At 40.6% G+C, this 24,105-nt stretch carries 22 protein-coding genes and 3 pseudogenes; 9 read left to right on the top strand and 16 right to left on the bottom strand.

The features are described 5' to 3' along the window. Positions 1–856 precede the first annotated feature (856 nt). Positions 857–1,603, bottom strand: coding sequence for a YebC/PmpR family DNA-binding transcriptional regulator (locus ACFIK0_RS02605; protein WP_254492472.1), 747 nt, complete (start codon positions 1,601–1,603; stop codon positions 857–859). Positions 1,604–1,971: 368 nt separating this feature from the next. Here ACFIK0_RS02605 and ACFIK0_RS02600 point away from each other — a divergent pair, with 368 nt between their 5' ends. The 9 genes and pseudogenes from ACFIK0_RS02600 to ACFIK0_RS02560 all read left to right on the top strand — a co-directional run bounded on the left by ACFIK0_RS02600 (position 1,972) and on the right by ACFIK0_RS02560 (position 12,546). After that, on the top strand, positions 1,972–2,667 hold the full coding sequence (locus ACFIK0_RS02600) for a DUF1013 domain-containing protein (protein ID WP_375617877.1): 696 nt from the start codon (positions 1,972–1,974) through the stop codon (positions 2,665–2,667). Positions 2,668–2,872: 205 nt separating this feature from the next. Beyond that, the gene (pal, locus tag ACFIK0_RS02595) at positions 2,873–3,394 is read left to right on the top strand and encodes a peptidoglycan-associated lipoprotein Pal (protein ID WP_375663440.1); all 522 of its coding nucleotides are present in this window, start codon (positions 2,873–2,875) and stop codon (positions 3,392–3,394) included. Between the two features lie 52 nt (positions 3,395–3,446). Beyond that, positions 3,447–5,264, top strand: coding sequence for a tol-pal system protein (locus tag ACFIK0_RS02590; protein WP_375663439.1), 1,818 nt, complete (start codon positions 3,447–3,449; stop codon positions 5,262–5,264). A gap of 18 nt (positions 5,265–5,282) precedes the next feature. Beyond that, positions 5,283–6,770: a tRNA lysidine(34) synthetase TilS gene (tilS, locus tag ACFIK0_RS02585; RefSeq protein ID WP_375663438.1), complete on the top strand. Its 1,488-nt coding sequence runs from the start codon at positions 5,283–5,285 to the stop codon at positions 6,768–6,770. A gap of 114 nt (positions 6,771–6,884) precedes the next feature. Beyond that, positions 6,885–9,047 (top strand): ATP-dependent zinc metalloprotease FtsH, encoded by a 2,163-nt coding sequence (gene ftsH, locus ACFIK0_RS02580; protein WP_375663437.1) that lies wholly within the window; start codon positions 6,885–6,887, stop codon positions 9,045–9,047. Between the two features lie 550 nt (positions 9,048–9,597). Next, positions 9,598–10,971: a phosphoglucosamine mutase gene (gene glmM, locus ACFIK0_RS02575; protein WP_375643270.1), complete on the top strand. Its 1,374-nt coding sequence runs from the start codon at positions 9,598–9,600 to the stop codon at positions 10,969–10,971. Between the two features lie 574 nt (positions 10,972–11,545). Continuing rightward, positions 11,546–11,767 carry a hypothetical protein gene (locus tag ACFIK0_RS02570; protein WP_375643271.1) on the top strand — a complete coding sequence of 74 codons (222 nt, stop codon included), beginning with the start codon at positions 11,546–11,548 and terminating at the stop codon, positions 11,765–11,767. Between the two features lie 164 nt (positions 11,768–11,931). Continuing rightward, positions 11,932–12,132 (top strand): annotated as a pseudogene (locus ACFIK0_RS02565) (HigA family addiction module antitoxin). Between the two features lie 294 nt (positions 12,133–12,426). After that, on the top strand, positions 12,427–12,546 hold the full coding sequence (locus ACFIK0_RS02560; RefSeq protein WP_375630941.1) for a type II toxin-antitoxin system RelB/DinJ family antitoxin: 120 nt from the start codon (positions 12,427–12,429) through the stop codon (positions 12,544–12,546). A gap of 833 nt (positions 12,547–13,379) precedes the next feature. Here ACFIK0_RS02560 and virB11 read toward each other — a convergent pair. From virB11 to ACFIK0_RS02485, 15 genes and pseudogenes are all read right to left on the bottom strand, one after another. Continuing rightward, complete coding sequence (gene virB11, locus ACFIK0_RS02555; RefSeq protein WP_375663436.1) at positions 13,380–14,432, bottom strand: P-type DNA transfer ATPase VirB11; 1,053 nt, start codon at positions 14,430–14,432, stop codon at positions 13,380–13,382. 17 nt (positions 14,433–14,449) lie between these two features. Then, entirely contained in the window at positions 14,450–15,628 is a 1,179-nt protein-coding gene (gene virB10 / locus ACFIK0_RS02550) for a type IV secretion system protein VirB10 (RefSeq protein WP_375663435.1), read from the bottom strand. A gap of 27 nt (positions 15,629–15,655) precedes the next feature. Next, a complete protein-coding gene (gene virB9 / locus ACFIK0_RS02545; protein ID WP_375630944.1) occupies positions 15,656–16,507 on the bottom strand; it encodes a P-type conjugative transfer protein VirB9 in 852 nt (283 codons plus the stop codon). Positions 16,508–16,509: 2 nt separating this feature from the next. Beyond that, the gene (locus tag ACFIK0_RS02540; RefSeq protein ID WP_375620969.1) at positions 16,510–17,181 is read right to left on the bottom strand and encodes a virB8 family protein; all 672 of its coding nucleotides are present in this window, start codon (positions 17,179–17,181) and stop codon (positions 16,510–16,512) included. Continuing rightward, on the bottom strand, positions 17,178–17,462 hold the full coding sequence (locus ACFIK0_RS02535; protein WP_375663434.1) for a type IV secretion protein VblB7: 285 nt from the start codon (positions 17,460–17,462) through the stop codon (positions 17,178–17,180). The genes ACFIK0_RS02540 and ACFIK0_RS02535 overlap by 4 nt, the downstream gene beginning before the upstream one ends. A 6-nt stretch (positions 17,463–17,468) precedes the next feature. Continuing rightward, positions 17,469–18,407 carry a type IV secretion system protein gene (locus ACFIK0_RS02530; RefSeq protein ID WP_375663433.1) on the bottom strand — a complete coding sequence of 313 codons (939 nt, stop codon included), beginning with the start codon at positions 18,405–18,407 and terminating at the stop codon, positions 17,469–17,471. A gap of 46 nt (positions 18,408–18,453) precedes the next feature. Then, a complete protein-coding gene (locus ACFIK0_RS02525) occupies positions 18,454–18,858 on the bottom strand; it encodes an EexN family lipoprotein (protein ID WP_375663432.1) in 405 nt (134 codons plus the stop codon). Between the two features lie 126 nt (positions 18,859–18,984). Next, positions 18,985–19,122, bottom strand: coding sequence for a hypothetical protein (locus ACFIK0_RS02520; RefSeq protein ID WP_375663431.1), 138 nt, complete (start codon positions 19,120–19,122; stop codon positions 18,985–18,987). Between the two features lie 26 nt (positions 19,123–19,148). Continuing rightward, positions 19,149–19,553 carry an EexN family lipoprotein gene (locus ACFIK0_RS02515; protein WP_375663430.1) on the bottom strand — a complete coding sequence of 135 codons (405 nt, stop codon included), beginning with the start codon at positions 19,551–19,553 and terminating at the stop codon, positions 19,149–19,151. Next, a complete protein-coding gene (locus ACFIK0_RS02510; protein ID WP_375663429.1) occupies positions 19,553–19,933 on the bottom strand; it encodes an EexN family lipoprotein in 381 nt (126 codons plus the stop codon). Before ACFIK0_RS02510 ends, ACFIK0_RS02515 begins: the two co-directional genes overlap by 1 nt. Continuing rightward, positions 19,933–20,370, bottom strand: a complete 438-nt coding sequence (locus tag ACFIK0_RS02505; protein ID WP_375643282.1) for an EexN family lipoprotein — start codon at positions 20,368–20,370, stop codon at positions 19,933–19,935. The genes ACFIK0_RS02510 and ACFIK0_RS02505 overlap by 1 nt, the downstream gene beginning before the upstream one ends. Beyond that, entirely contained in the window at positions 20,370–20,636 is a 267-nt protein-coding gene (locus tag ACFIK0_RS02500) for an EexN family lipoprotein (RefSeq protein WP_375663428.1), read from the bottom strand. The genes ACFIK0_RS02505 and ACFIK0_RS02500 overlap by 1 nt, the downstream gene beginning before the upstream one ends. 24 nt (positions 20,637–20,660) lie before the next feature. Next, entirely contained in the window at positions 20,661–21,425 is a 765-nt protein-coding gene (locus ACFIK0_RS02495; protein WP_375663427.1) for a type IV secretion system protein, read from the bottom strand. After that, a pseudogene (locus ACFIK0_RS02490) lies at positions 21,422–23,781 on the bottom strand (VirB4 family type IV secretion/conjugal transfer ATPase). The gene ACFIK0_RS02495 and the pseudogene ACFIK0_RS02490 overlap by 4 nt, the downstream one beginning before the upstream one ends. Then, positions 23,778–24,105: pseudogene (locus ACFIK0_RS02485) on the bottom strand (type IV secretion system protein VirB3). Before ACFIK0_RS02485 ends, ACFIK0_RS02490 begins: the two co-directional pseudogenes overlap by 4 nt.

The raw sequence follows: 24,105 nt of genomic DNA, 5'->3' as shown, positions 1-24,105 counted from the left end.
AGATCTCTAGATTTCAACTTTTTATTCAAAGTGTCGCTATATATATTTTTTTAAACTTCCTCTTCGATTTTGTTTGTGAAGAGTCCTCTTGTCAGGGGGGCTGTTGCTCTTTGATGTGTTTTATTCAAGTACGCGGTTGTTTTAGGTCTGAATATTGATTGATTGGTAAGAGCAAAAGGACAGATTTTTAAGATAAATGACGTTATTTTAGAAATATACGATGCCATAAAGTTAATGCCATAAAGTCAAAAATTTATCCGCAACAGATTAGAGAGATGTACCGCCTTTTTGTACAATACTTTGCTAAACAATCAGCTCTGGCTTTCTATTTGCTTATTTTTATTCTGTGATGTTGTAAAAACACTGTCCTTTGAAGTGTGGTGATATAGGACGTATAAATAGGACGTATAAACCTCCTTGATATATTCTAAGTGTTTTTAAGTGCGTGGCGAATATTTAGGGGAGTGCATGTTTGTTGAGTCTTAAGTTTCAAGTGAATTTTATGAGTGATTCGTCATAGGAATACGTTAGGAAAATCCCAATTGTTTAGAGGCTAGATCATTTTCATCACTTGAGAGCGGAGAGGAGGTTCATCTTAAAGAACAAAAAGATCAAATAGAGAGGGGATATAGGGATATTTTTTTGGGCATGTAAGAAAGGCGTGAGGCTACAGAGTTTTGTATGCTTTCTTTTTTTTTGGTTATGTTTTCTGAAATTAATTGCGGTTTTCTTGTTGCACTGACAGCTTTTCCCCGCTATTGACGCGGGGCTTTTATATGTGCGGATAAAGAGGAGAAGTGACAGATGCTTTTGAAGCCCTCATGAATGAAGAGAGGGCTTATGCAAATGATGGGAATTATACAGACAATTTTGCCAAAATCTCATCACTGACATCAAAATTGGCATAAACATTTTGCACATCATCATCTTCTTCTAATGTTGAAATCAGCCGTAAAACGGACAAAGCTTTTTCTTCATCTATTGGTGCAAGGGTGGTGGCTTTCCAAATCGTTTTAATCGATTCTGCTTCACCAAGTTTTGCTTCAAGTGTTTTGGAAACTTCACCAATATCTTCAAAGGCGCAGGTAATATGATGTCCGGTTTCTTCTGATTGCACATCTTCGGCACCGGCTTCAATTGCTGCATCCATGATGTTATCGGCTGTCCCTGCTTCTGGCTTATAGATTATTTCACCAATCCGATTAAACATGAAACTGACCGATCCTGTTTCCCCTAAGGCTCCTCCTGATTTTGTGAAGGCGGCGCGCACATTTGAAGCGGTGCGGTTGCGGTTATCGGTTAAAGCTTCAACAATGACGGCAACGCCACCTGGTCCATAACCCTCATAGCGTACTTCATCATAATTTTCGACATCGGCGCCTGACGCTTTTTTAATCGCGCGTTCAATATTATCTTTCGGCATCGATTGTGCTTTGGCATTTTGAACAGCCAGCCTTAAACGTGGATTCATGGCTGGATCAGGAGCACCTTGTTTTGCTGCTACGGTAATTTCGCGTGCAAGTTTAGAAAATATTTTCGAGCGCATTGCATCTTGACGCCCTTTACGGTGCATAATATTTTTAAATTGTGAATGGCCTGCCATAGTTTTCCTTCCTATTTGAGGGCTTTCTTTCCAGTTGGATACTCTTTAGAATTTAAGGCGATAAAGCACGCATCCCACCAGAATAAATGTGCCACAGCATGAGGTGAAATAATCGAATAAACCCTTTATAAGAAAATTCATCTTAAAGGTAAAGACACCTTAGTTGAGGATCATTACAAGAGAGATCTCTTGTCGTTGAGCAAAAATAACGCTATAACAGAATGTAATCTCATAGCAAAATGGTTTATTCCATGCCTCGCTTTGTTTTAGGAGTGGTTGGAGAGACCTAAACATATAAAAAAGTTCCAGTGCTCTTGAGTGGGCGGTAACCTGCCTCATAGAAGAGGCGCAGAAGAGGATTTATAAAAATGGCAACGCAACTTTTGATGCCCAAAGCAACAGCTGTTTGGTTGGTTGATAATACAGCTCTTTCTTTTGATCAGATTGCAGAATTTTGTAAATTGCATGTCTTGGAAGTAAAAGCTATTGCCGATGGTGATGCGGCTTATGGTATTAAAGGTTTAGATCCGATTAGTTCTGGGCAATTGACGCGCAGTGAAATTGCACGGGTGGAGGCTGATCAAAACGCACGATTGAAAATTTCTCAATCTAGGGTGCATATTCCTGAAAAAAAACGTAAAGGGGCGCGCTATATCCCTCTTTCTCGACGCCAAGATCGTCCCAATGGTATCCTATGGTTGGTTACAAACCATCCCGAGTTGAAAGATGCACAAATTGCACGGTTGATTGGGACAACAAAAGCGACAATTGAACAAATCCGCCTTAGAACCCATTGGAATAGTGCAAATTTGGTTCCTCTTGATCCTGTAGGGCTTGGTTTGTGTTCGCAAATCGATTTAGATTTTGAGCTCCAGCGTGCGGCGAAAAATCGCCCTGTTGCTGCAGAAGAAGATAGGTCGTTGCTTCCCGCTTCTGTGACGGAAAACGCTGCTCTAGAGGAAAATGAGAGTGAAGACAATCTGCATAAGACTTTTGACGCTGATAAAGTTTTTGCAAAGCTGAACGCGCTGCAAAAAAATCGTCAAGATCAAGATGATGCATAAAAAGCCATGACGCATAAGGGAAACATTTCTTATGGAAATGTTAGAGGAATGGCCAAAGAGAAGAAAAATTGGCAGAGACTTAAAAGTAAAAATGAGGACGAAAAAAAAACAGAAAAAATTTCGTTTTCATTAGGAATTAACGGTTATTCTTAAAAATATTTTTAAGAATTGATCCTTCTTTACCAAATTCAAGGAGAAACGGACTATGCGCTCTACCAAAAAAACCCTCTCTCATTCCTTAGCTATCCTCTTTCTTTTCTCACTATGCTTGGGTGGGTGTGGCAAAAAAAATGTTGGTGCACTTAACGGTATGAATGGCGCTTATATGAATGATGCTGGTTTGAATCAGATGTCACTAGGTTCAGGACAAGAATTTACGGTTAATGTGGGTGATCGCGTGTTTTTTGGTCTCGATTCTTCTTCACTTGATGCTGATGCTGAACGTATTTTAACGCGCCAAGCAGAATGGTTGCTTCATTATCCTTATTATTCTATTATGATCGAAGGTCATGCTGATGAGAGGGGAACACGTGAATATAACTTGGCACTTGGACAGCGCCGTGCTGTTGCTGTGCGAAACTATTTGGTGTCTCTAGGTGTGTCTGCACAACGGATTCAAACAATTTCTTACGGAAAAGAAAGACCTGTAGCAGTATGTGATGATATTTCCTGTTGGAATCAAAATCGACGTGCTGTGACAACGTTGAATGACATGAATAGTCATTAAAAAGCAGATTGTTTGTTTCAACTATTTAATAAGCTCTTAAGGGGAAAAAAGAATGTATCGTAAAATCAATTGGAAAACACTCTTTTATATGGGGGTTTTCATAGCTTGTTCTACTTCACTTGTTCAAAGTGCGGCACGAAAAGCTTCCGAATATCCTGCACATGATACGGATAAAGTTGATGCAGTTGATAAGGCAACTGATGACGTGAAGAAAGCACCTGAAGCAGCCGATAAAGCAGCATCTGATGCGGCGGAAAAAGCCACTGACGCTGTTGATAAGGCAATTGATGCTGTGAAGGAAGCGCCTGAAGCAGCCGATAAAGCAGCATCTGATGCGGTGGAAAAAGCCACTGACGCTGTTAATAAGGCAACTGATGACGTGAAGAAAGCACCTGAAGCAGCCGATAAAGCAGCATCTGATGTGATAGAAAAAGCCACTGATGCTGTTAATAAGGCTGTCGATGATGTGAAGAAAGCACCTGAAGCAGCTGATAAAGCAGCATCTGATGTGATAGAAAAAGCCACTGACGCTGTTAATAAGGCTGTCGATGATGTGAAGAAAGCACCTGAAGCAGCTGATAAAGCAGCATCTGATGTGATAGAAAAAGCCACTGACGCTGTTAATAAGGCAATTGATGATGTGAAGAAAGCACCTGAAGCAGCTGATAAAGCAGCATCTAGCGCGGCGGAAAAAGCCACTGACGCTGTTAATAAGGCTGTTGATGCTGTTAAAGAAGCGCCTGAAGCAGCCGATAAAGCAGCATCTAGCGCGGTGGAAAAAGCCACTGACGCTGTTGATAAGGCTGTTGATGCTGTAAAAGAAACACCTGAAGCAGCCGATAAAGCAGCGTCTAGCGCGGTGGAAAAAGCCACTGACGCTGTTGATAAGGCAATTGATGCTGTAAAAGAAGCACCTGAAGCAGCTGATAAAGCAGCATCTGATGTGATAGAAAAAGCCACTGACGCTGTTAATAAGGCTGTCGATGCTGTAAAAGAAGCACCTGAAGCAGCCGATAAAGCAGCATCTAGCGCGGTGGAAAAAGCCACTGACGCTGTTAATAAGGCTGTCGATGCTGTAAAAGAAGCACCTGAAGCAGCCGATAAAGCAGCATCTAGCGCGATGGAAAAAGCCACTAGTGTTGCGGAGCACCAAGGGATTATTTTAGAGAATCAACAGGCTTTATTTAAAGATTATGATTTAGATAAGCTTTTGCATAAGATACGAATGGTGCTTGAGCATAACAGTCTAAAAAATGTTAACAAGCAGTTTCACGAGCTTTTTGATACAGAAGCCTCTTCTGTTTATTCTTGTTCTTTTGAAAAGTCTGCTGTAGATGAAAAATCTCAGACTGTAAAAGAAGAGATGGAGCAGGACCATAGTACAGGTGATCAGACAAAGGTTGCTGCTGTGGAAGCTAAGGTGGAGAGCCATGATCATGAAAACAGTCAACCTTTTAACAAGGCGCATGAAGTAAGTGCTCCAATTGAAGCACATCAGAGTGACAATCTTTCTTCTTCTAAAGCTTTGTATAAGGAAGGGTATGATTTTATTCGTTCTGCTAACTATGTTGATGCTGAAAAAAGCTTTTGCGCTTTTCAAAATCGTTACAAAAAAGATTCTTTGAGTGATGATGCTTTATTTTGGTTGGCCGAATCTTTGTTGGGGCAAAAACGCTATCATGAAGCCGCACAAGTTTATCTTACCGCATGGTATGCAGATAAAAAGAAGCTCTATACCTCTGAGATTTTGCTGAAATTAGCAAGAAGTATGGTCGCTCTTGAGCCAAATAAAGACGATTGTGCTCATTTTGTGAAAAAATCAAAACGTCAACAAACATTAGCATCTGTTTTTTGTAAACCTGCAAAATAAACAGCGAGGTCGTTTTCGGTGTGCGTTAGACTGGCAAGAAATCTCTTTAAAACATCGGATTTTATTCAATGTCAGAAGTTGATTCTTGCCGTCTCAGGGGGAAGCGATTCTTTGGCTTTGATGTTTTTGGTCAAAGAGCATTTGGAAACTCTCGCATTTCCTCCAGAAATGATTGTTGTCACGGTTGATCATCAATTGCGTAAAGAATCGATGCGTGAAGCAGAAACTGTTGCGAAAATTTGTCGTGTCCATGATATTCAACATATCACTGTGCGATGGGAAGGCGAAAAGCCAAAGACGCATATTGCTTCCAGCGCGCGTGTTGCACGCTATGATCTCTTGGTTAAAGAAGCACAAAAACAAGGCGCATCACTTATTATGACGGGGCATACACTCAATGATCAGGTTGAGACCTATCATATGCGGTATCAACGTCTCCAAAAGAATAGAGGTGCTTTATATAGTGAAGCTGTTGCTATGCGCGATGAGGTTTATGCCAGTGGTTTTGCTGGTGCTTTGCGCGGTGAAGCCGAGGGTATACGTGATGAGGATCATACCAGAAAAACAAAAAAAAATATTGCCGAAAAAAACTATGGTCCCCTTTATGAGCGCGGTTTATCCTGTATTCCGCGTGAGGCGTTGTTGCATAGAAAAGTGCGTTTGATTCGGCCACTCCTTGGTGTAAAACGCCAAACATTACGGAATTATTTACGCTTACAAGGACAAACATGGATTGATGATCCAACCAATGAAGATCGCAATTTTGAACGTGTGCGCGTGCGTCAATCTCTTTCTCCACAAAAATTGGCTTATATTGCTCAAAAAATAAATGAAGCCGCATTGCAGCGTCGTCAACAAGCCAAAAATATTGCTGATTTGATCTTAGCGCTGGATATTACTGTCCAACATGGGCGTTGTTTCATAGCAAAGCCTGCGCTATTTTTACAGAAACATTCCAGTTTTCCTTTCGTGGTGGGGCTCTTTGCTGTGCTGATGGGAGGGGGATTTTATTTGCTCCCCAATCAGAAATTAAGCATGCTTGTTCAAAAACTCTGTCTCGATTCTCCAGAAAAGAAGCGTTTTACTTATGCGGGTTCTGTTATTGAATATAACAAGCACGGAATTTCTTTGTGGCGTGAAGGGCGAAATATGAAAGAGGCTATCGTTGAGCCAGATAAAACTTTTATATGGGATGGGCGCTATCATATCACAAATCATGGATATGAGGCTATAAAGGTTGGAGCCGCAAATTTAGAACAGCTGAAATTTTTATTAAAAAATAGCGATTTTGAGCTTGAAAAGCCTCATTTTCCCTCTTTACAATCGCTGCTGATGATCTCAAATCATAAAGGGTATGATATTCCAGAGTTGATTTCTCAAGCAGTTGTTCATAAACATGTTATCGTCAAGCGGATTATGGCACCTTTCGATTGGCTTTCCTCACGAGAAGATGCTGCCTTGGTGAATGTTGTGGAACCTTTTTTTAATATTGAGGTGAAAAGATAAAGGAAAATTACTCTAAAAGAAAATAAACAGCTTCTCATCCCTTGGCAAGGGGCTGACAAGGTTATATGTTAAGGGGAACTGTTTGAAATCTATATTTGATTAAGTGGGCTGAATATGAATTCCAATTACCGCTCTCTCCTTATTTGGGGAGTTATTGCCTTGATTTTGATTGTGTCGTTTTCTCTCTTTAATGGAGATAGCCAACGTTCTGGTGGTGGAGAAGTCTCCTATTCTGAATTTTTGCAAAAAGTTGAGAATAATGAGTTGAAATCTGTGACCATTCAAGGTCAAAAATTAACAGGGAAAACCATTGAACATAGAGCTATTTCAACCTATGCTCCTCGCGATCCAGGTTTGATACAAAAGTTGGAAAGCAAAAACGTCAATGTTAAAGCTATTCCTGAAAGCTCTGGAAATAGCATTTTCCTCAATCTCCTCTTTTCCTTATTACCTGTTATTATTATCGTGGGGGCGTGGGTCTTTTTTATGCGGCAAATGCAAAATGGATCACGTGGTGCAATGGGATTTGGGAAATCGAAAGCAAGATTGCTTAATGAAGCGCAAGGACGTATTACCTTTAAAGATGTTGCTGGCGTTGAAGAAGCAAAGCAAGATCTTCAAGAAATTGTTGAATTTTTACGCGAACCACAAAAATTTCAACGCTTAGGGGGGCGTATCCCACGCGGTGTTTTGCTTGTTGGTCCTCCAGGAACCGGTAAAACTTTGCTAGCACGTTCTGTGGCAGGTGAAGCCAATGTGCCATTCTTTACCATTTCAGGGTCTGATTTTGTTGAAATGTTTGTTGGTGTTGGGGCAAGCCGTGTGCGCGATATGTTCGAACAGGCTAAAAAAAATGCACCTTGTATTATCTTTATCGATGAAATTGATGCTGTAGGGCGCCATCGGGGGGCTGGTCTTGGCGGTGGAAACGATGAACGTGAACAGACCTTAAACCAGTTGCTTGTCGAAATGGATGGGTTTGAGCCCAATGAAAGTATTATTCTTATTGCCGCAACAAACCGTCCTGATGTGCTTGATCCTGCTTTATTGAGACCAGGGCGTTTTGATCGGCAAGTTGTTGTGCCAAACCCTGATGTTTCTGGGCGTGAGCAAATCTTGAAAGTGCATGTGCGCAACGTGCCTTTAGCGCCTAACGTTGATTTGAAAATTTTGGCAAGGGGAACACCAGGATTTTCCGGTGCGGACCTGATGAATCTGGTCAATGAAGCTGCTCTTATGGCTGCGAGCCGTAATAAAAGAGTTGTCACGATGCAAGAATTCGAAGATGCCAAAGATAAGGTGATGATGGGGGCTGAACGTCGTTCAACTGCTATGACACAAGAGGAAAAAGAACTCACTGCTTATCACGAAGCAGGACATGCTATTGTGGCTCTTAATGTGCCGGTTGCTGATCCTGTCCACAAAGCAACAATCGTTCCAAGGGGAAGAGCATTGGGAATGGTGATGCAATTGCCTGAAGGCGATCGCTATTCTATGAGTTATCGGTGGATGATTTCTCGTTTGGCTATTATGATGGGTGGACGTGTGGCTGAAGAATTAAAGTTTGGAAAGGAAAATATCACCTCCGGTGCTTCTTCTGATATTGAGCAAGCAACGAAATTAGCACGTGCAATGATCACACGGTGGGGATTTTCTGATCTGCTTGGAAATGTAGCTTATGGCGATAACCAAGATGAAGTCTTTTTGGGTCATTCTGTTGCGCGAACACAAAATGTCTCTGAAGAAACAGCACGCATGATTGATATGGAAGTGCGTAAGCTTATTGATGATGCCTATAAAAATGCGACAAACATTTTGAAAACAAAAAGAAAAGAATGGTTTGCTTTGGCACAAGGTTTGTTGGAATATGAGACTTTAACGGGAGCTGAAATTAACGAAGTTATTGCAGGAAAGCCTCCTTCACGCACACAGAAAGATGAGGGTGCTGCGCCACGGGGCTCTTCTGTTCCAAAAACTGGAAAAATGAAGACAGAGACAACAGTGGTGGATGAAAAAAACGCTGAAGCAGTCTCTAAAACAGCGCCTCATAAAGTAGAGACCGATAAAGGCGAGGCAGGCAAAGCAGAGGCAGCTGTTGGGAAAAAAACAGCAAAATCCAGTAATGTTGCGCTTAAGGAGGCTCAGTCTAAAGAAGTGCAATCGGATGAGACTGAGAAAAAAGCACAAAGCACAAAAGGTACTACAAAATCAGTCAACCGCTCTAAAAGTAATGCTGAAAAGAAGTCCAATACTGCGGGAGATGATAAAGAAAAATAAGAATTATTTAATACCGCTTGAGTGACGATGTTTTAGGAAAACTTCTAATTTTTTGAGAAAGGCGCAAGTTTTGTTTGCGCCTTTCTTGTAATATTTGCAAAAATATGGAAGCAAAAAATTAAGCAAAGCCGTTGTATTATGACGGCTTTAGCATGCTACAAGGCGAGGTGGACTGTTGCTTTTCTAATGTGGTAGGGTTGTGAGGTTAGGCGATAGATTTCCTTGCTGATTTTGTAGGGTATGAGGTTTGGTGCTGGGTTTCTTTACGGATTTAGCAAGTGTGTGAGATTATCCGTTGGGTGTATTAAAGGGGTGTATAGAGCATTTTGAGGAGATAATATTGCTTTTATGTGGAAGGGTGTAAACATAATTGCTTGAGAGTGGTTTAGATGTGTAGATGGTGAATAGGGGGCTTGATTGTTTAAATGCATGAAGGTTTAGATCAATGATCTGATTTTATACGGGGAGCGGGGGGACTATTGTACCAAGGGGGCTTGTTAGGGGTTTAAGGAAAAGCCAAGGGAAGAATTATATATTAAAGGAAAGAGGCATGGTGCAAAAATATTTTGGTACAGATGGAATTCGGGGGAAAGCCAATTCATTTCCTATGACACCCGATTTTGCCATGAAGGTGGGGATGGCTGTAGGGGTTTTATTTCGCTCACAACATCAATCTCATCGTGTGGTGATTGGCAAGGATACACGATTATCTGGTTATATGTTGGAAAACGCTTTGGTTTCAGGATTGACTGCTGCGGGGATGGAAGCTTTTTTATTGGGTCCAGTGCCAACCCCTGCTGTTGCAATGCTTTGCCGCTCTTTGCGAGCGGATCTTGGGGTGATGATTTCTGCTTCTCATAATCCGTTCTATGATAATGGAATTAAACTTTTTGGTCCTGATGGTTTTAAACTTTCAGATGATATGGAAGCCAAAATTGAACAATTGATCGATACAGATCTTTCAAAATCTTTAGCAAGTTCTGCCGAAATTGGTTATGCAAAACGGGTTGAGGGGGATATTTATCGTTATATTGAATATGCCAAACGAACTTTGCCGCGTGATGTTCGCTTAGATACTGTGCGTATTGTTGTGGATTGTGCCAATGGGGCTGCTTATAAAGCGGCTCCCCGTGCTTTATGGGAATTGGGGGCTGAGGTTTTTGCTATTCATGATGAACCCAATGGGACCAATATTAATCAAAAATGTGGATCAACCGATTTAAGCTCTTTAAAACGAAAAGTGCATGAAGTGCGTGCTGATGTGGGGATTGCTCTTGATGGAGATGGAGATCGTGTTCTCATTGTTGATGAAAAAGCACAAACGGTTGATGGAGATCAGTTAATTGCTGTAATTGCTGAAAATTGGCATAAAATGGGACGATTACGGTGTAATGGTGTTGTCACAACAATTATGTCAAATCTTGGACTAGAACGTTTCTTGAATAGCAAAGGGTTGCACCTTGTAAGGACAAAAGTTGGAGATCGTTATGTTGTCGATGCCATGCGCCAAAAGGGATATAATGTTGGTGGTGAGGCTTCTGGCCATATCGTGCTCAGTGATTTTGGTACAACGGGTGATGGCTTGGTGGCTGCATTGCAGATTTTAGCCTGTATGAAGGAAAGTCAAAGCCCTATGAGCCAATTGTGTAAACGGTTTGAACCTGTACCGCAAATTTTAAAAAATGTAACGATTAAAAATAAAAATATCCTGAAAAAAAATCCCGTCAAAACGGCCATTGATCAAGCAGAGAAGCGGTTGGGAAAAGAGGCACGGCTGGTGATCCGCGCTTCTGGAACTGAGCCGGTTATCCGCCTTATGGCTGAAGGCGATGCACGAGAAGTATTGGACACTGTCGTGACAGAGTTGATGGATGTTATTATTCATCATGATGTACGCATGGGGACTGCACTTGAGGAATCTTGATTTTTTTGAGAAAATTATCAGATCATCTTTGAATAAAGGTCTGATTTTAATGCGGGATTTTGGCAATTACAAAAGGTATGATTATTAACTTTGTTAGTGATGTAATAACGGTAATGGATACTCTATCTACGAACAAATTAAATAAAAAAGGGAAAAGTCTAATTCTAATAACTACAATGCGTATAGATTTCTCTATAGTTCGTAAGATATGAAAAATATGCCTTTTTTTGATTTTCCTTTTTCTTTTACTTATTCGTAAACCGGTTATTAGTTTAACAGAGTTTGTAGGGGGAGTTTATTAGTGTTATTCATTCTTTTTACTGGGCATACAGCGGGTGCAGCGCCCCATGAACATCAAACAGCAATGGTCATTGTGGTTATATCATCTTGATGTTTCTAAGTGCCGCTGCCAATTGGAGATATGATACGCTCCTATTACGTTTAGCTCCTCCTAATTATGAACTTATACTTTTCCAATAATTAGTAGAATAATGAGAAAGAGATGAGAATAAGCAATTTTTTCACGACAGTTCTAATGTTTATAAAGTAAAAAAAGCCGTGTGATGTAAAAATAATGAACATTTTTTGGATCTTGGAGGGGGACACTCTATATTCATTTATGATTTTAGGATTTAAACATAAAAGGATTGAAGCCTTCTATAATACTGGTACGACTGAAGGGATTAGAACCGCCCATGCTCAAAAATTAAAGCGTATTCTAAGTGCTCTTGAAGGAGATGTATCGCCAAAAGATTTTGAGTTATCCGTCCTTTTGGTTACATCTGCTAAAAGGTGATTTCAAGGATTATTAGTCAATTACTGTAAATGGAAATTGTCGCGTAATATTTCGCTTTGATAGCATAGATGTCGAAATGGTTGATTATCTGGATTGTCATCAAAAAGCAGGTCTAAACAATGATGAAGAATCCTTCACATCCCGGTGAATTATTGTGAGAAGATGTGATCAAAGAGCTTAGTTTATCCGTTAATGAAGCAGCAGAGTAGCTTGGTATATCTCGTGTAGCACTTTCTAGAGTTTTAAATGGAAAAGCCGCTATGAGTGCTAATCTTGCTATTAGGCTTGAAATGTCTGGTGTAAGCACAGCACGTGCTTGGCTTGCTATGCAAACAAATTATGATTTATCAAAAGCAATTTTTTAACAACAGTCTCATGATCAAGATTGCATAAAAGAGTTTCAAATGGCAGTTAAGTTTTTGCAACAGAGACGTATACAAGAGCTAAATCATGCGTATGAGCCGTACAAGGTCAAAAGATGTAACGCGGATAAGACAAGGAATAAAATCTTATTTTCATAACTCGATTAAGCCATACGGTAAAAGAGAGGTAATCAAAGGAGGTGTTTAATATGGGTGTGACAAAAGATGTTGTACGTGCCTGCATAGATAGGGCGTTAAAAAAAATCCGGTGAAATATTAGCAAGTTTAGGACTTACGGTGTCTGATTTCATCCGTATTGCTTTGACAAAAGTTGTTCATGAAAAAGGATTGCCGTTTGATATGTCTATTTCTAATGCGAAAACGCTTAAAACTTTCGAGAAAAGTGACAAGGGTTAAGAGAAGTGACAAGGGTAAAGAGATATAGCTGAAGATAGGTAAGATTTGTTTTGTCATTTGGATATTTGATATTTCTGATCATTCACTTCAAATTAGCTTTTAATTTACATCATTATCGTTATGGGTGTTTCCGTATATTGAATGATGTATGCAAACCGTGATTGAAATGGCAGCTTATTGAATTTCTGCAAAAGAAGAAGGCATATCGCCTGAATAATTATTTGATATTGTTTCTTTTATTGCTACTCATTCAGATGCTGGTGGTCTTATGCAAGGGTTAAGAGAAAGCCAAGGAAAGTTAGGTTTAAAAGCATAAGAGTAAAAGTGGGGGATATAAGGTTATACCCTTTTTTGGTGGTTAAAATATTCCGGTGTTGATCGAAGATATTTACAGTCAATCATCTTGAGGTAATTTGACAAAATCAGAGAGGAATGCGTTGAAGAAAATTTTTATATTGCGCCTTGATGAATATCGAAAAGAATAATAATGGATAAGGCACATAAAGCAGGATCTCGTATATTACAAGGTGCTCGTGAAGCTCTTGTCTGAAGCTAAAGGTGAAGCGGATACTAAATTTGGTATCTATATTCCTGCAAATGTTGATGTCAAAAAAAATCAGAAAAAATATAGGGTTATAGATATCATTTTCGGCACGTTTTGGTTTTCCTGTGGGGCGCATGCGTGATTGGGAATGGGGATGATATTTTTACTTCTTTTTACTTGTTGTTTTCGATTATTGACACTGAACTTGAAGCGATTAATCGTGTTTTTAAGAAAGCTCTATTGGTATAGTTTTTGCTTATAAAAAAGGGTGTGAGGGGTAGCGTTTTTTTTAAAAAGCATCACGGCGTTTGAAGGGGTCGTAATAGATTTCTGTTACACGAAATTTTCCTTCGAGGCGTTTACATTGGATGATGACATCTATCATCGAGATTAATAAGCCGCGGATATCATCGCGCGCTAAATTACCACCACCGTCACTTTCTTTGACTAAAAGGGTCATTTGTTCAAAGGCTGCAAGGGCTGTTGAGGCATGGACGGTGGTAATGGAGCCGGGGTGACCAGAGTTGACATTACGGATATAGTAAAAGGCTGTACCATCACGCAGCTCTTGTAGAAGGATTCTGTCGGGGCGCATGCGTAATCCTGATTCAAGCAGTTCTTTTGCACCTGCTTTTGCTAAGCCTTGGTTATCTTTTGAATAAAAGAGCTGCACTTTGTTGGCGTGCGGAACGACAAGTTCTGGTGTGTCTTCTATGGTGAGAATTCGTTCATAGTCAGGGATTTTTGCAATCAAAGCTTTGGAGAGGGTTGTTTTACCAGAACCGGTTTTGCCCGATATTAAGATATTTTGTTGTGTAATAACGGCTCTTTCTAAAAAGGTGCAAAAGTCTTTGGCCAGAAACAAATCTGTTAGTTTTTTGTCTGTATCAGAGAGTTCGGATAACCGTTCTGTCATTTGTTGCGTGGGTGTGAAACTGGTGTTTTGGGCAACAGAAAAAAGATTGTTTTCATGTAAACTTTCAAGAGAAAAAGTGCGTGATGAAGGTTTACGAATGGTCATGCTAATGGTATTGGCTGCAACTGCTGGAGGCATAACAATTTGTATGCGTTCGTTGTTTGGCAGTGTTGCGGAGAGAACGGGATTTTCTACACTGATTTTTTGTGTTGTGTAGGCAGCAACAACTTTTGCAATCCCTTCTAGTTCGCCGTAGGTTAGTTCTTTTAAGATGTGGGTTTGCCAACCATTGGGACCCTCAACGATTACTTCGCCAGGGCGATTGATAACAATTTCAAATAAATTCTCATCATTGAGGAAGTCATCTAAGATCTTTAATTTTGTTAAAACGATGGAGGCGCGTTCTGCATTTTTTGCTGATGGCATAATGTGACTTTATTGGCTTAATGAAAAAAGGAATAGCTGGGAGTAGAGCGGTTTCTTTTGCTCTTTACGACTAGTTTATAGACAGAGGAAAAATCGAGATCTTTTGCTACAAAGATGTTGACCAGTTCGCCTTGAAATTTTTCTAAGGTAGGAGGGATGTTGATTTGATTTTCAAGAGCAATACTGGCGGCATCTTTTCCAGTGTTGTTTGCGCCTTCAAAACCGCCGCCTCCAGAGTTGTTTGAACCTTCTTTATTGGAATTGCCTACTATTTTATTTGTTAAAACTGTTGTGGCACCATCAATAACGGTGAGTAAAAGGGAAGAGCCAAAGCGTTCCCACCAATGGGTGTTGATGTTGCCATCAAAACCGGCTCTGCCTAAACTGTCGGTTGCGGGTGAGGCAAGGTCGATGATGACACCGGTTGGGGTTTTTGCTCTTGTCCAGAGTACAAAGAGGCGAGATTGACCTTGTTTTATCCCTCCGCGGTATTCGCCAATCACTTGGGTTCCTTTATCAAGCAAAACAACGCGCCCATTGTCAGAGAGGATATCACGGTTGATGATGCAGCTTGCAAAGCCTGGTTGCTCACTGTTTAATGCGGTTTCTAAGATACAGGGAATAGAGGTTCCCATGGCGATGATAAAGTTTCTATTGCCGATGAGTTTTGCTTTTGCTTTTGCTTCTTCTGTTTTGGTAGGCTTTAATAGGGTTGCAAAATTTTGTGTGTCTTGAAGGGCAGGAGAATTTTTCGCATTCGCGAGATTTTCAAGGGCATGGAATTTTTCAAAGGGGTTGAGAGTCGTGTTGACGATGTCTTTTAATTGAGATTTAGAGCCTTTGGCAAAAGCGAGAACAGGGGCACGTCTTGCGGCATCAAGTAGTGGGTCATCTTTTTTGGGTTCTTGTGCGAGTGGTTGTGGGGGTGGTAAGGTTATTGGCGCTATGTTGGCACGCGGGTCAGAGGGCGCGAGCTCTAAAGGGGCGAGGGAATTGTGAAAGCTTTTTTCTTGTTTTTTATGAGCTTTTGCGGTGTCTTTTTGTTCTGTGGGGGAGGATAAGATGTTCCAGAGCACATAGCCGCAGATTCCTATACAGGCTATTGCGACAACTATTTTTTTGCCAGCGCTTTTGGCGCTATTGTTTTTGCCATCCCCAATAGATCCGCGATCTTCGATGATTGATTTATCACTCATGTGTTGTCCCCTTCAATTCCCGCTTATTTAAAGATCTGATGCAATTTTACGTTCAACAGATGGTGAGGTTGTTCCGGTATTTGGATTTGTGCCTTTTGGTTGATAGGCTTCGTTAAAGACGCATAGGACGTTTTTTCCCTGTCTTAGGGTGAAGCGTGCGCTAATGGCATGGACAATCACCATGTTGCCTCTTGTGGTTTTGGGAACCAGCGATTCTGTACCGTCATTGCTGACAATGTAAATGGCAGGGATTTCTTGGTTGTCTGGAAATGTAAATGTTGTGGTTTTGCCATTGTCATAAACGGAGGAGGGTTCAAGAGTGATAGAGCCTTGAGCGGTGTAAGCCCAATTGCGTGGTCCGTAGGTTTCAGAAGCGTTGAAGACATTATCGATACGCTGGGCTTGTTGTTTTTCTTGTCGCATAAGGGCTGCGAGTCTTCTTTGTTCTGCTTCTTCTTGTGGGTAGCGAAATTTCACAAGGAAATATGTTTCTTGTCCAGAGGAAATTTCTCCATCTTTGACCATCAGTTCAAATTGATAGGAGCGCTTTGAGCCATCAAGCTTTGTGGTGACGACTTGGAGATTGGTAATGGGTTGGACTTCCCGCGCTTTGAGGAAAAGAATATTGCCAGCGGGAGCGACTTCCCATGCAACGCTGTTGCCAATTGCTACATGGGCAATTTCTTCATTGGGAGAAAATTCTATTTGTACCGATGAGCGTATGGAGCCAATAATTTTTGTGACATTATAGGCATCATAGTTGATAAAGCGAATGCGGCTATCGCTTGGCGCACGAGTGGGAAAAATACTGGCATGGCTAGGCGTTAAAGAAAGGGTAATAGCGATGTTAAGAATGAGAAAAAGAATTTTTTTTGTCATGATCAGTTGACCACTTCCGGATCGGTTCTATATTCACTAACAATAAACCCTAGAGGATTTATCAAACGGTTTTGGACAGAGATAGGGGCATTGATGTATTCAAAGGTAAGTGTTGCAACCCAGTGGGTGATGAATTCTTTGTTGTTGTCGTTGTCGTGAATGGTTCTGTAGTAACGCACTTGGGCAACATCGTCATTGATAAAGGAGATTGATTTTATTGTTATTGTAACAGCGGCGTGTTTATAGAGAATTTGAGGACTTTGGGGATTTCTTGCTCCATACCAGCTGGCAAATCTTTCCTGTTCTTCAGAAGAAGAGAGGAGGGATACGGTTTGGAAGTTGTGTTGTGTTTCTTCTGTGGTGAAGCCTTCACGGGAGCGGACATATTTTGCAGCAAAGTAGCGTGTGATTGCTTCGTCGACATTGGTGGGACCTTCTTTTAAGGCTTCCACAACTTCGGTGATGCCGGTTGAATTGTCCACACGGATGACAAAAGGTTCCACGGTTTTAAGGGGCGTGAGGGTGATGACCGCGAGAGAAGACATTATTGCAACAGCAACCGCGATGCCGGCAATGGCAAGCGAGACGCGGGTGGTGCGGCGTGAGGCGAGCATGCGGTCTTGATCAAACGAGCGCGCTTCAGCAATGTATTGTTCTATGTCTTTTTCTTTCATGCTTTTTGCCCGCAATTTTTGTAAGATTTGATTTCTTCATCCGTTAATTTTTGTGCCAGAAGCATTTCCAGCTTACCTTCTACGGGTGAAGGGGTGTTGTTACTGATGATAATGGGTGTGGGCGTGGGTTTTTTTCCTTCCCAATTCCACATTGATCTGTTGAGTGGACGTTTAGAATATCCATCACACTTTGGGAGTGACTTCAGTGTGTTTGGTGAAGACATACAGCCACTGAGAAAGAGAAATGGTAAGATAATCCCAATTTTTTTAAATTCCCGCATTTGAACTTAGACCTTTGCTAATAGTGATGCTAATTTTTTAACGCCCTTTGCTATCGTGTTGGCTGTTGCTTTAGCAGCGCGAAAAGCTTCTTTTCCAGCGCGTTGCGTTCCCGTTATGGCACTTGTGAAAGAAACAGCCCCAGAGGCTAAAGCTGATGCTATATCAGGTAATTTGATGAAAAGGTAAATACCACAAAGGCCAACAGCTGAGAAATTAATTAAGGAAAGCATTATATCTTCAAGTGTTCCTGAGAAAATTTTTATTGCAAATTTGATATACAGGCCACCAAGCAGCACGACTAATACCTGCAAAAGGATGAAATTTACAACTTGCCCTAACCATGCTTCTGTGAATTTTCTGGTTGAGGAAAACATAGAGAGGCTTATGAAGAGTGGTCCTATTGATAGGACAAGAAACAAACCCAGCTTAGCAAACATTGAGACGACAAAACCAATTATAGCCATTGCCGTGGCATCTATTAAACAGATAAAACCAGCAAGCCATGTCACAAGAAACTTACCCGCTTCAGTCCATCCTGTGTACTTCTCTGATGCGTCAAAAACGTGTGCCCCCGCTTGTCTTAGCAGATGGTCCCATACATTTTGATCCGAGTGTGCTGCACCTTGTGTGACATTTGCAATGGCATTTGGCAGATCATTGAAAAATATATCCCTAACCCACGCATTATAATGAGCCGTGTTTGTAGCGAGAGCAACTATGATGCCGAGTTTGAAAGCTGTCGCTATAAACTCCCATAAAGGCGTGGAAGAACGCCCTGAGATGATATTGTACCCCATAAATATAACGTAGATTGTACAAGACGCTTTAAGTGGGGCACTTAAACCCGATGAAAGATGATTAATAGTTTCGTCCATTATATTTTCAAGAGTCTTCGTTACAACATTATTCATATCAGTAAATATGGTTATATTTTCAAATGCCATTGCACGTCCATTTCATCAAACTTTTACAAATATGATTATTTCTGATTTAATTACTATCTTGTTTTTGTTCAGCTTTTTCTTTCGCTTCTCGTTCGGTTTTAGTGCGCTCTTCTGCTTCTCTCTTGGCTTGTTCTTTTGCTTTTTGTTCAGCTTTCCATTTTTCATGTTTAGCTTTTTGTTCAGCTATAAGTTCATCTATACCTTTCCTATACTCCTCTGCTGCTTTACGACTTCTTTCTGCTGCTTTTGCTTCATATTCTTTTTGAAGTTCTAAAAATGCTAACCGCATGTTTTCACAATTCTTTGAAGTTCCTGCAAATCCACATTTCGCATCCCACTCTAGGCGTAATTTTTTATCTTTTTTAAATTCTGCGACGCTGTAAGTTTTTTCACATCCAGCTGTGATGAGCCCTGTGCAAAGTAGCAATGTTGTTATGAGAACTTTATTCATAGTATTTCCCCTTCTTTCTTTCAGTTTTTGAGTTTTGAGCACAATTTTTAAATTATGCTATGTTCTGGTTTTTTATAACCAGTGATGATAAATCTAGAGCACAGACATAATGTTGCCATAAATATATTAGAGTGTACGAAGCTCTTTAAGTTGAGCAGCTAAAGGGCAATAGCGATGTGTAATGGTGCTATCCATTGTCCTTGTAAGTGGCTCCATCAACATATTGTCTATTTCGGTAAATACACCGTTGGTTTCTATTGCCATTGAGATGCTCCGCTCTTCATTATGTCTTAATGGTTATTTTGTTGTTCTTCTGCCGCGCTCTCTTTTGCTCTTCGTTCTTCCTCAGCACGTCGCTTTGCTCTTTGTTCTTCTAATTTTTTTTTAGTATTAGCTTCCATTTTTTGAAGTCTGGCTCTCATTTCAGCTATATCTTCTTCTTCTCTTTTACGATTTTCTTCTGCAATTTTACGACTTCTTTCTGCTGCTTTTGCTTCATATTCTTTCTGAAGTTCTAAAAATGCTAACCGCATGTTTTCACAATTTTTTGAAGTTCCTGCAAATCCACATTTAGCATCCCATTCTAGGCGTAATTTTTCATCTTTTTTAAATTCTGCTACACTGTGAGTTTTTTCACATCCAGCAGCGATAAGCCCTGTGCAAAGTAGCAATGTTGTTATGAGAACTTTATTCATTATTTATTGTCCTGTTGTTGTTTAGCTTTAGCGCGCTCTTTTGCTTCTCGTTCGGCTTGTTCTTTTGCTTTTTGTTCAGCTTTCCATTTTTCATGTTCAGCTTTTTGTTTAGCCATAAGTTCATCCATCGCTTTGTTGAAGCTCTCTGCCGCTTTCCGGCTTCTTTCTTCAGCTTTTGCTTCATATTCCTTTTGAAGTTCTAAAAATGCTAACCGCATGTTTTCACAATTCTTTGAAGTTCCTGCAAATCCACATTTCGCATCCCACTCTAGGCGTAATTTTTCATCTTTTTTAAATTCTGCGACGCTATAGGTTTTTTCACATCCAGCAGCGATTATTCCAGTGCAAAGTAGCAATGTTGTTATGAGAACTTTATTCATTATTTATTGTCCTGTTGTTTAGCTTTAGCGCGCTCTTCTGCTTCTCGTTCGGCTTGTTCTTTTGCTTTTTGTTCTTCTTCAGCGCGCTCTTTTGCTTCTTGTTGTTCTTCAGCGCGTCGCTTTGCTTCTTGTTCGGCTCGGAATTTTTCATTCTCAGCTCTCATTTTTTCAATCCAAGCTTTTTGTTCAGCTTTAAATTTTTCATCTAGTTTACGGTTTTCTTCTTCAGCTTTTTTCCGACGTTCCTTTTCAAGTTCTAAAGCTGCTACTCTTAGGTTTTCACAATTTTTTGAAGTTCCTGACCATCCACATCTTGCACCCCATTCTTCCATCAATTTTTTATCTTTTTTAAATTCTGCTACGCTGTAGGTTTTTTCGCAACCAGCCGTGATCAGCCCTGTGCAAAGTAGCAATGTTGTTACGAGAACTTTATTCATTATTTATTGTCCTGTTTCTTTTCAGATTCTTGTTTATCGTCATTTGTCGAGCCAAAGCCTCCCCATTTTTTACGGGTTTCAAATTCAGCTTGCTCTGCATTTTTACAATTTTTCGAATTCAAATCCCCTGACGTCAAACATTTCATTTTCCATTTTTCGTATAATTTGTGATCTTTCTTAAATTCTTCTACGCTATGGGTTTTTTCGCAACCAGCAGCGAGAAGCCCTGTGCAAAGTAGCAATGTTGTTATGATGATCTTGTTCATATTCAAGCCCCTCTTTTTTCTCGTTTATTGACCACGCAGTTTTTGGGCCAAAGCTTTGTATCGTGCTTTAAATTCTTCCATTTCACGTCTTTCTGCCGCTTTTTCTTCTGCTTGTTGAATCATCGCGGCGGCTTGCATTTGGAGAACTTGTGTTTGGAGTTTTGCTTGTATCGCTTCTAGTTGTGCTTGAATGCCTTGAATTTTACCCGCATCTTCAGTACTTCCAAGTTCGTCAAGAAGCTTGGTAATGTTTTTTTGTGTTTCACTGGCTTCTTCGTAGACGTCTTGTCCTTTGGCTGCTTGTCCTACTACGCGCTGTTCGGCTTTTTTCACTTCCTGTGCGTAAAAAGCATCCACTGCCTCTTTTGATCCAGCACCCCCCGCGGGCTCTTTGTATTTAAGTTCTTCTTGCCATTTTTGCGTGTTTTTGCTGCCGCCGCCGCCGCCGCCGCCACTGCCCATCGATTGTTGAAAGTGGTTAAAATCTGAAGGAAGGGCGCCACTGCTCCCTTGCTTGTTAAACATCTCTTTCAATCCCGAAATGTCAGGCTTGACATTTAGGGAGTTATATAATTGTTTCGCTTGATCGAGTTGGCTCTTTAATTGGTCAAGCTGTTGTGCACCTTGTTGAATTTGTTCTTGCAATTTGTTAAGTTGTTGTGTGCCTTGCTGGACTTGTTTCATTATTTGTCCTACAGCCGCGGGATCATATACCATGATAGCGAATGCATTTGTTTGAAAGCCAAATGAAGCTGCATAGACGGTTGTTGCCAATAAAAGTTTTTTCATTGTTTTGACCTTTCTTGAAAAATAGGAAGCCATTTTTCTGGAGATTGTCCAACTTCATCCATAATGGTCTCTAGGAGTTCAATATTCTTGGTGGTGCCACTTAAAATGGCTATTTCATTATCAAAGCCGCGTAAATTTAGTTCTGCTACAACTGAACTTTGTCCTTGTTTGATGAGAAAACGCCGTGACTCACGGCTTAATTCTGATTGTATCAGGTTAAATTCTCTGTCCGATAATTTAAAACCTTCTACATAATCCCCATGATTGCCCTTTTGATTGGGAAAATAAATCTGTGTTGGACATTGCTCTATAATGGTGTGGGCAATGGTCGAATTGATTGCATCTTTGGGAGATTGCGTTGCAAACAACATCAAACCATTTTGTTTACGGATAGTTTTCAGCCTGTCTTGCGCAAAGGCTTTAAAGGAATCATCCTCTAAGGCTTTCCAAAACTCATCAATGACAATGATAATACGACGCCCATCAATCAAAGACAAAATTCTATGAAAAAGATACATCATCAATGGTGGACGAATTTCATCATTGTCTAAAAAATCCGTCATGTCATAACCAATAAATTTTGCATCAATGCCAATGTCGTCATCAGGATTGTCAAAAACCAACCCTAAGGCACTGCCTTTACACCATCTTTCTAAACGACCCGCTATCCCCTCCCTATGCGTGGTGTCAAAAAACATTTGTAAGGCGGAGATCGTCCGTTGTTCTTTTGGCAACAAGGCAAGCTGCTCAACAGCAGCAGAAATATCTTGTTTTTCTGATTCACTGATCTTTTGACCTTCAGAAGAAACAAGCTTTATAATCCATTGGCGTAAAAAACTCTATCCGCTGGATTGTTATAGTCTAAGCCTTTTAGCGGTGCTATACCTGTCTGTCTACCATTCTTCAAGGGCATATAAGTGCCGCCACCCGCTCTGACAAAAAGTTCTGCTCCGCGATCTCTGTCAAAAAAGACCATATTGGAATCATGCTTTTGAAGTTGTGCTAAAAGAAAATTGACAATAACCGTTTTCCCAGAACCAGAGGGACCACAAACAAACGTATTGCCTAAATCACTAAAGTGAAAGTTAAAATAAAACGGTGAACCAGCAGAGGTTTTCATCAAGGCTACTGCTGGTCCCCACACATTTCCATCTATTTTTCCAACCGGAAAAGAATGAAAAGGAGAAAGCGCTGCATAATTGCGGCTTGTTATTGCACCAGAGCGGTGCGATAAGCATAATTGCCAGGCAATTGTGCCCACCAAGCTGCTGCCCTAACCCTAAATCTTCCCGCGCAATGACAGCCCCACCATCTGTAAGACGAGAACGCGCTTTGGCAAGATTATCCGCTAACTCTTGTGGTGTATCAGCAAAAACTGCCAATGATAAATGATGTTCCCCTAACACAAAACGATTGGATTCAAGATCATCAAGCGCATCATCAAGTTCCATAATTTGTGAGCCCGCACGGTCTCCTGCATTGACCATTTGGTTTTGTTTGCGCCCCATAATCTGCTTGGCAATGTTTTTGCTCTTGAAAACAAAAGATTGGGTGAAAATAAATTCAAAGGGAAGGGTGAGTAAACCATCCGCCATGCCTACCCTGGTTTTTGCTGGATATTCTTTCCAGCCAAACATCCCCGCAAACCGCTGTTCCGCCTCATAGCGTATTTCTATGATCTCTTTCCCAAAAATGAGACGGTCTGAATAAACAGTTGAAGCTATCGTCCCCCATGTGAGGGGAATACGTTCACGACGACCTCCCACCAATTGGTGGATAAACTCACTTTGCTGCGAATAAATATTACCTTCATGTTCATAAAGGCTCAGTCTTTTTGCATTATAACGCTCTAAATTTTGAATAAGATCTGTTGTAATATCTTCAAGCTTGCGAATGGACTCTGCATCAACTTCTGTCTTTTCTTGCTTGGCTTTGCCTAAACGTTTGAAAAACTCTACTAATTTATCCGTTTGATCAACGTGTGGATTCCACAAAATCGAAAGATAAAGATCATTGCGATAAAGCTCCTGTGAAACCATCCGCTCGCGATATTTATCATCTAATTGCTTGGCAAATGTCGATCTAAAAGTCCCATCCGGATAAACATTCACGCTTTCTGATAATATGGCTATAAAGCGCTATCCGTTCATCGGCAATGTTTTTAAATAAATTATTGAGCTGCTCATGAAGCACATTCAGATCAATAATATCTGCTGTCTCAAAGTTAATCCCTTCAAGTTTAATAACGCTCATGAGAGCGCGTGAATCCAGCGCAATGATGTGTTTATTGATATGGCGCATGTTAAGGAATGATCGCCTCTGGCTGCTTTTCACGTTTGCGCTCTGTTCTATTCATTGTAATTCCTCATAATTACGAATTAATCGTAACGGAGAAATACTTCCCCCACCCCATAGACTCGAATTTCTGGCAAAAATAGATGTCTTTTGCCATGTCAGAAGAATACGAAATTTGTTATGGTCATGCTTTAGGATTTCCTTGAATATGAAATGCATCATCACACCAAAGGTTAGAAGAAAAATATTGCCTGCCATAATGAACAATATCATCGTTCCTATCCCATTTAATCCTATAGATTCCACCGTCACGCCTGCGATCATGGCGGGGCGTGTGTAAGCCAAGAAATAACGTATCTTCTGTTAGCTTGTCGCGCTCTTTCAT

Source organism: Bartonella sp. CL63NXGY (assembly GCF_042194905.1).
GTDB lineage: Bacteria > Pseudomonadota > Alphaproteobacteria > Rhizobiales > Rhizobiaceae > Bartonella.
This window is presented reverse-complemented; position numbering and strand designations above follow the sequence as displayed.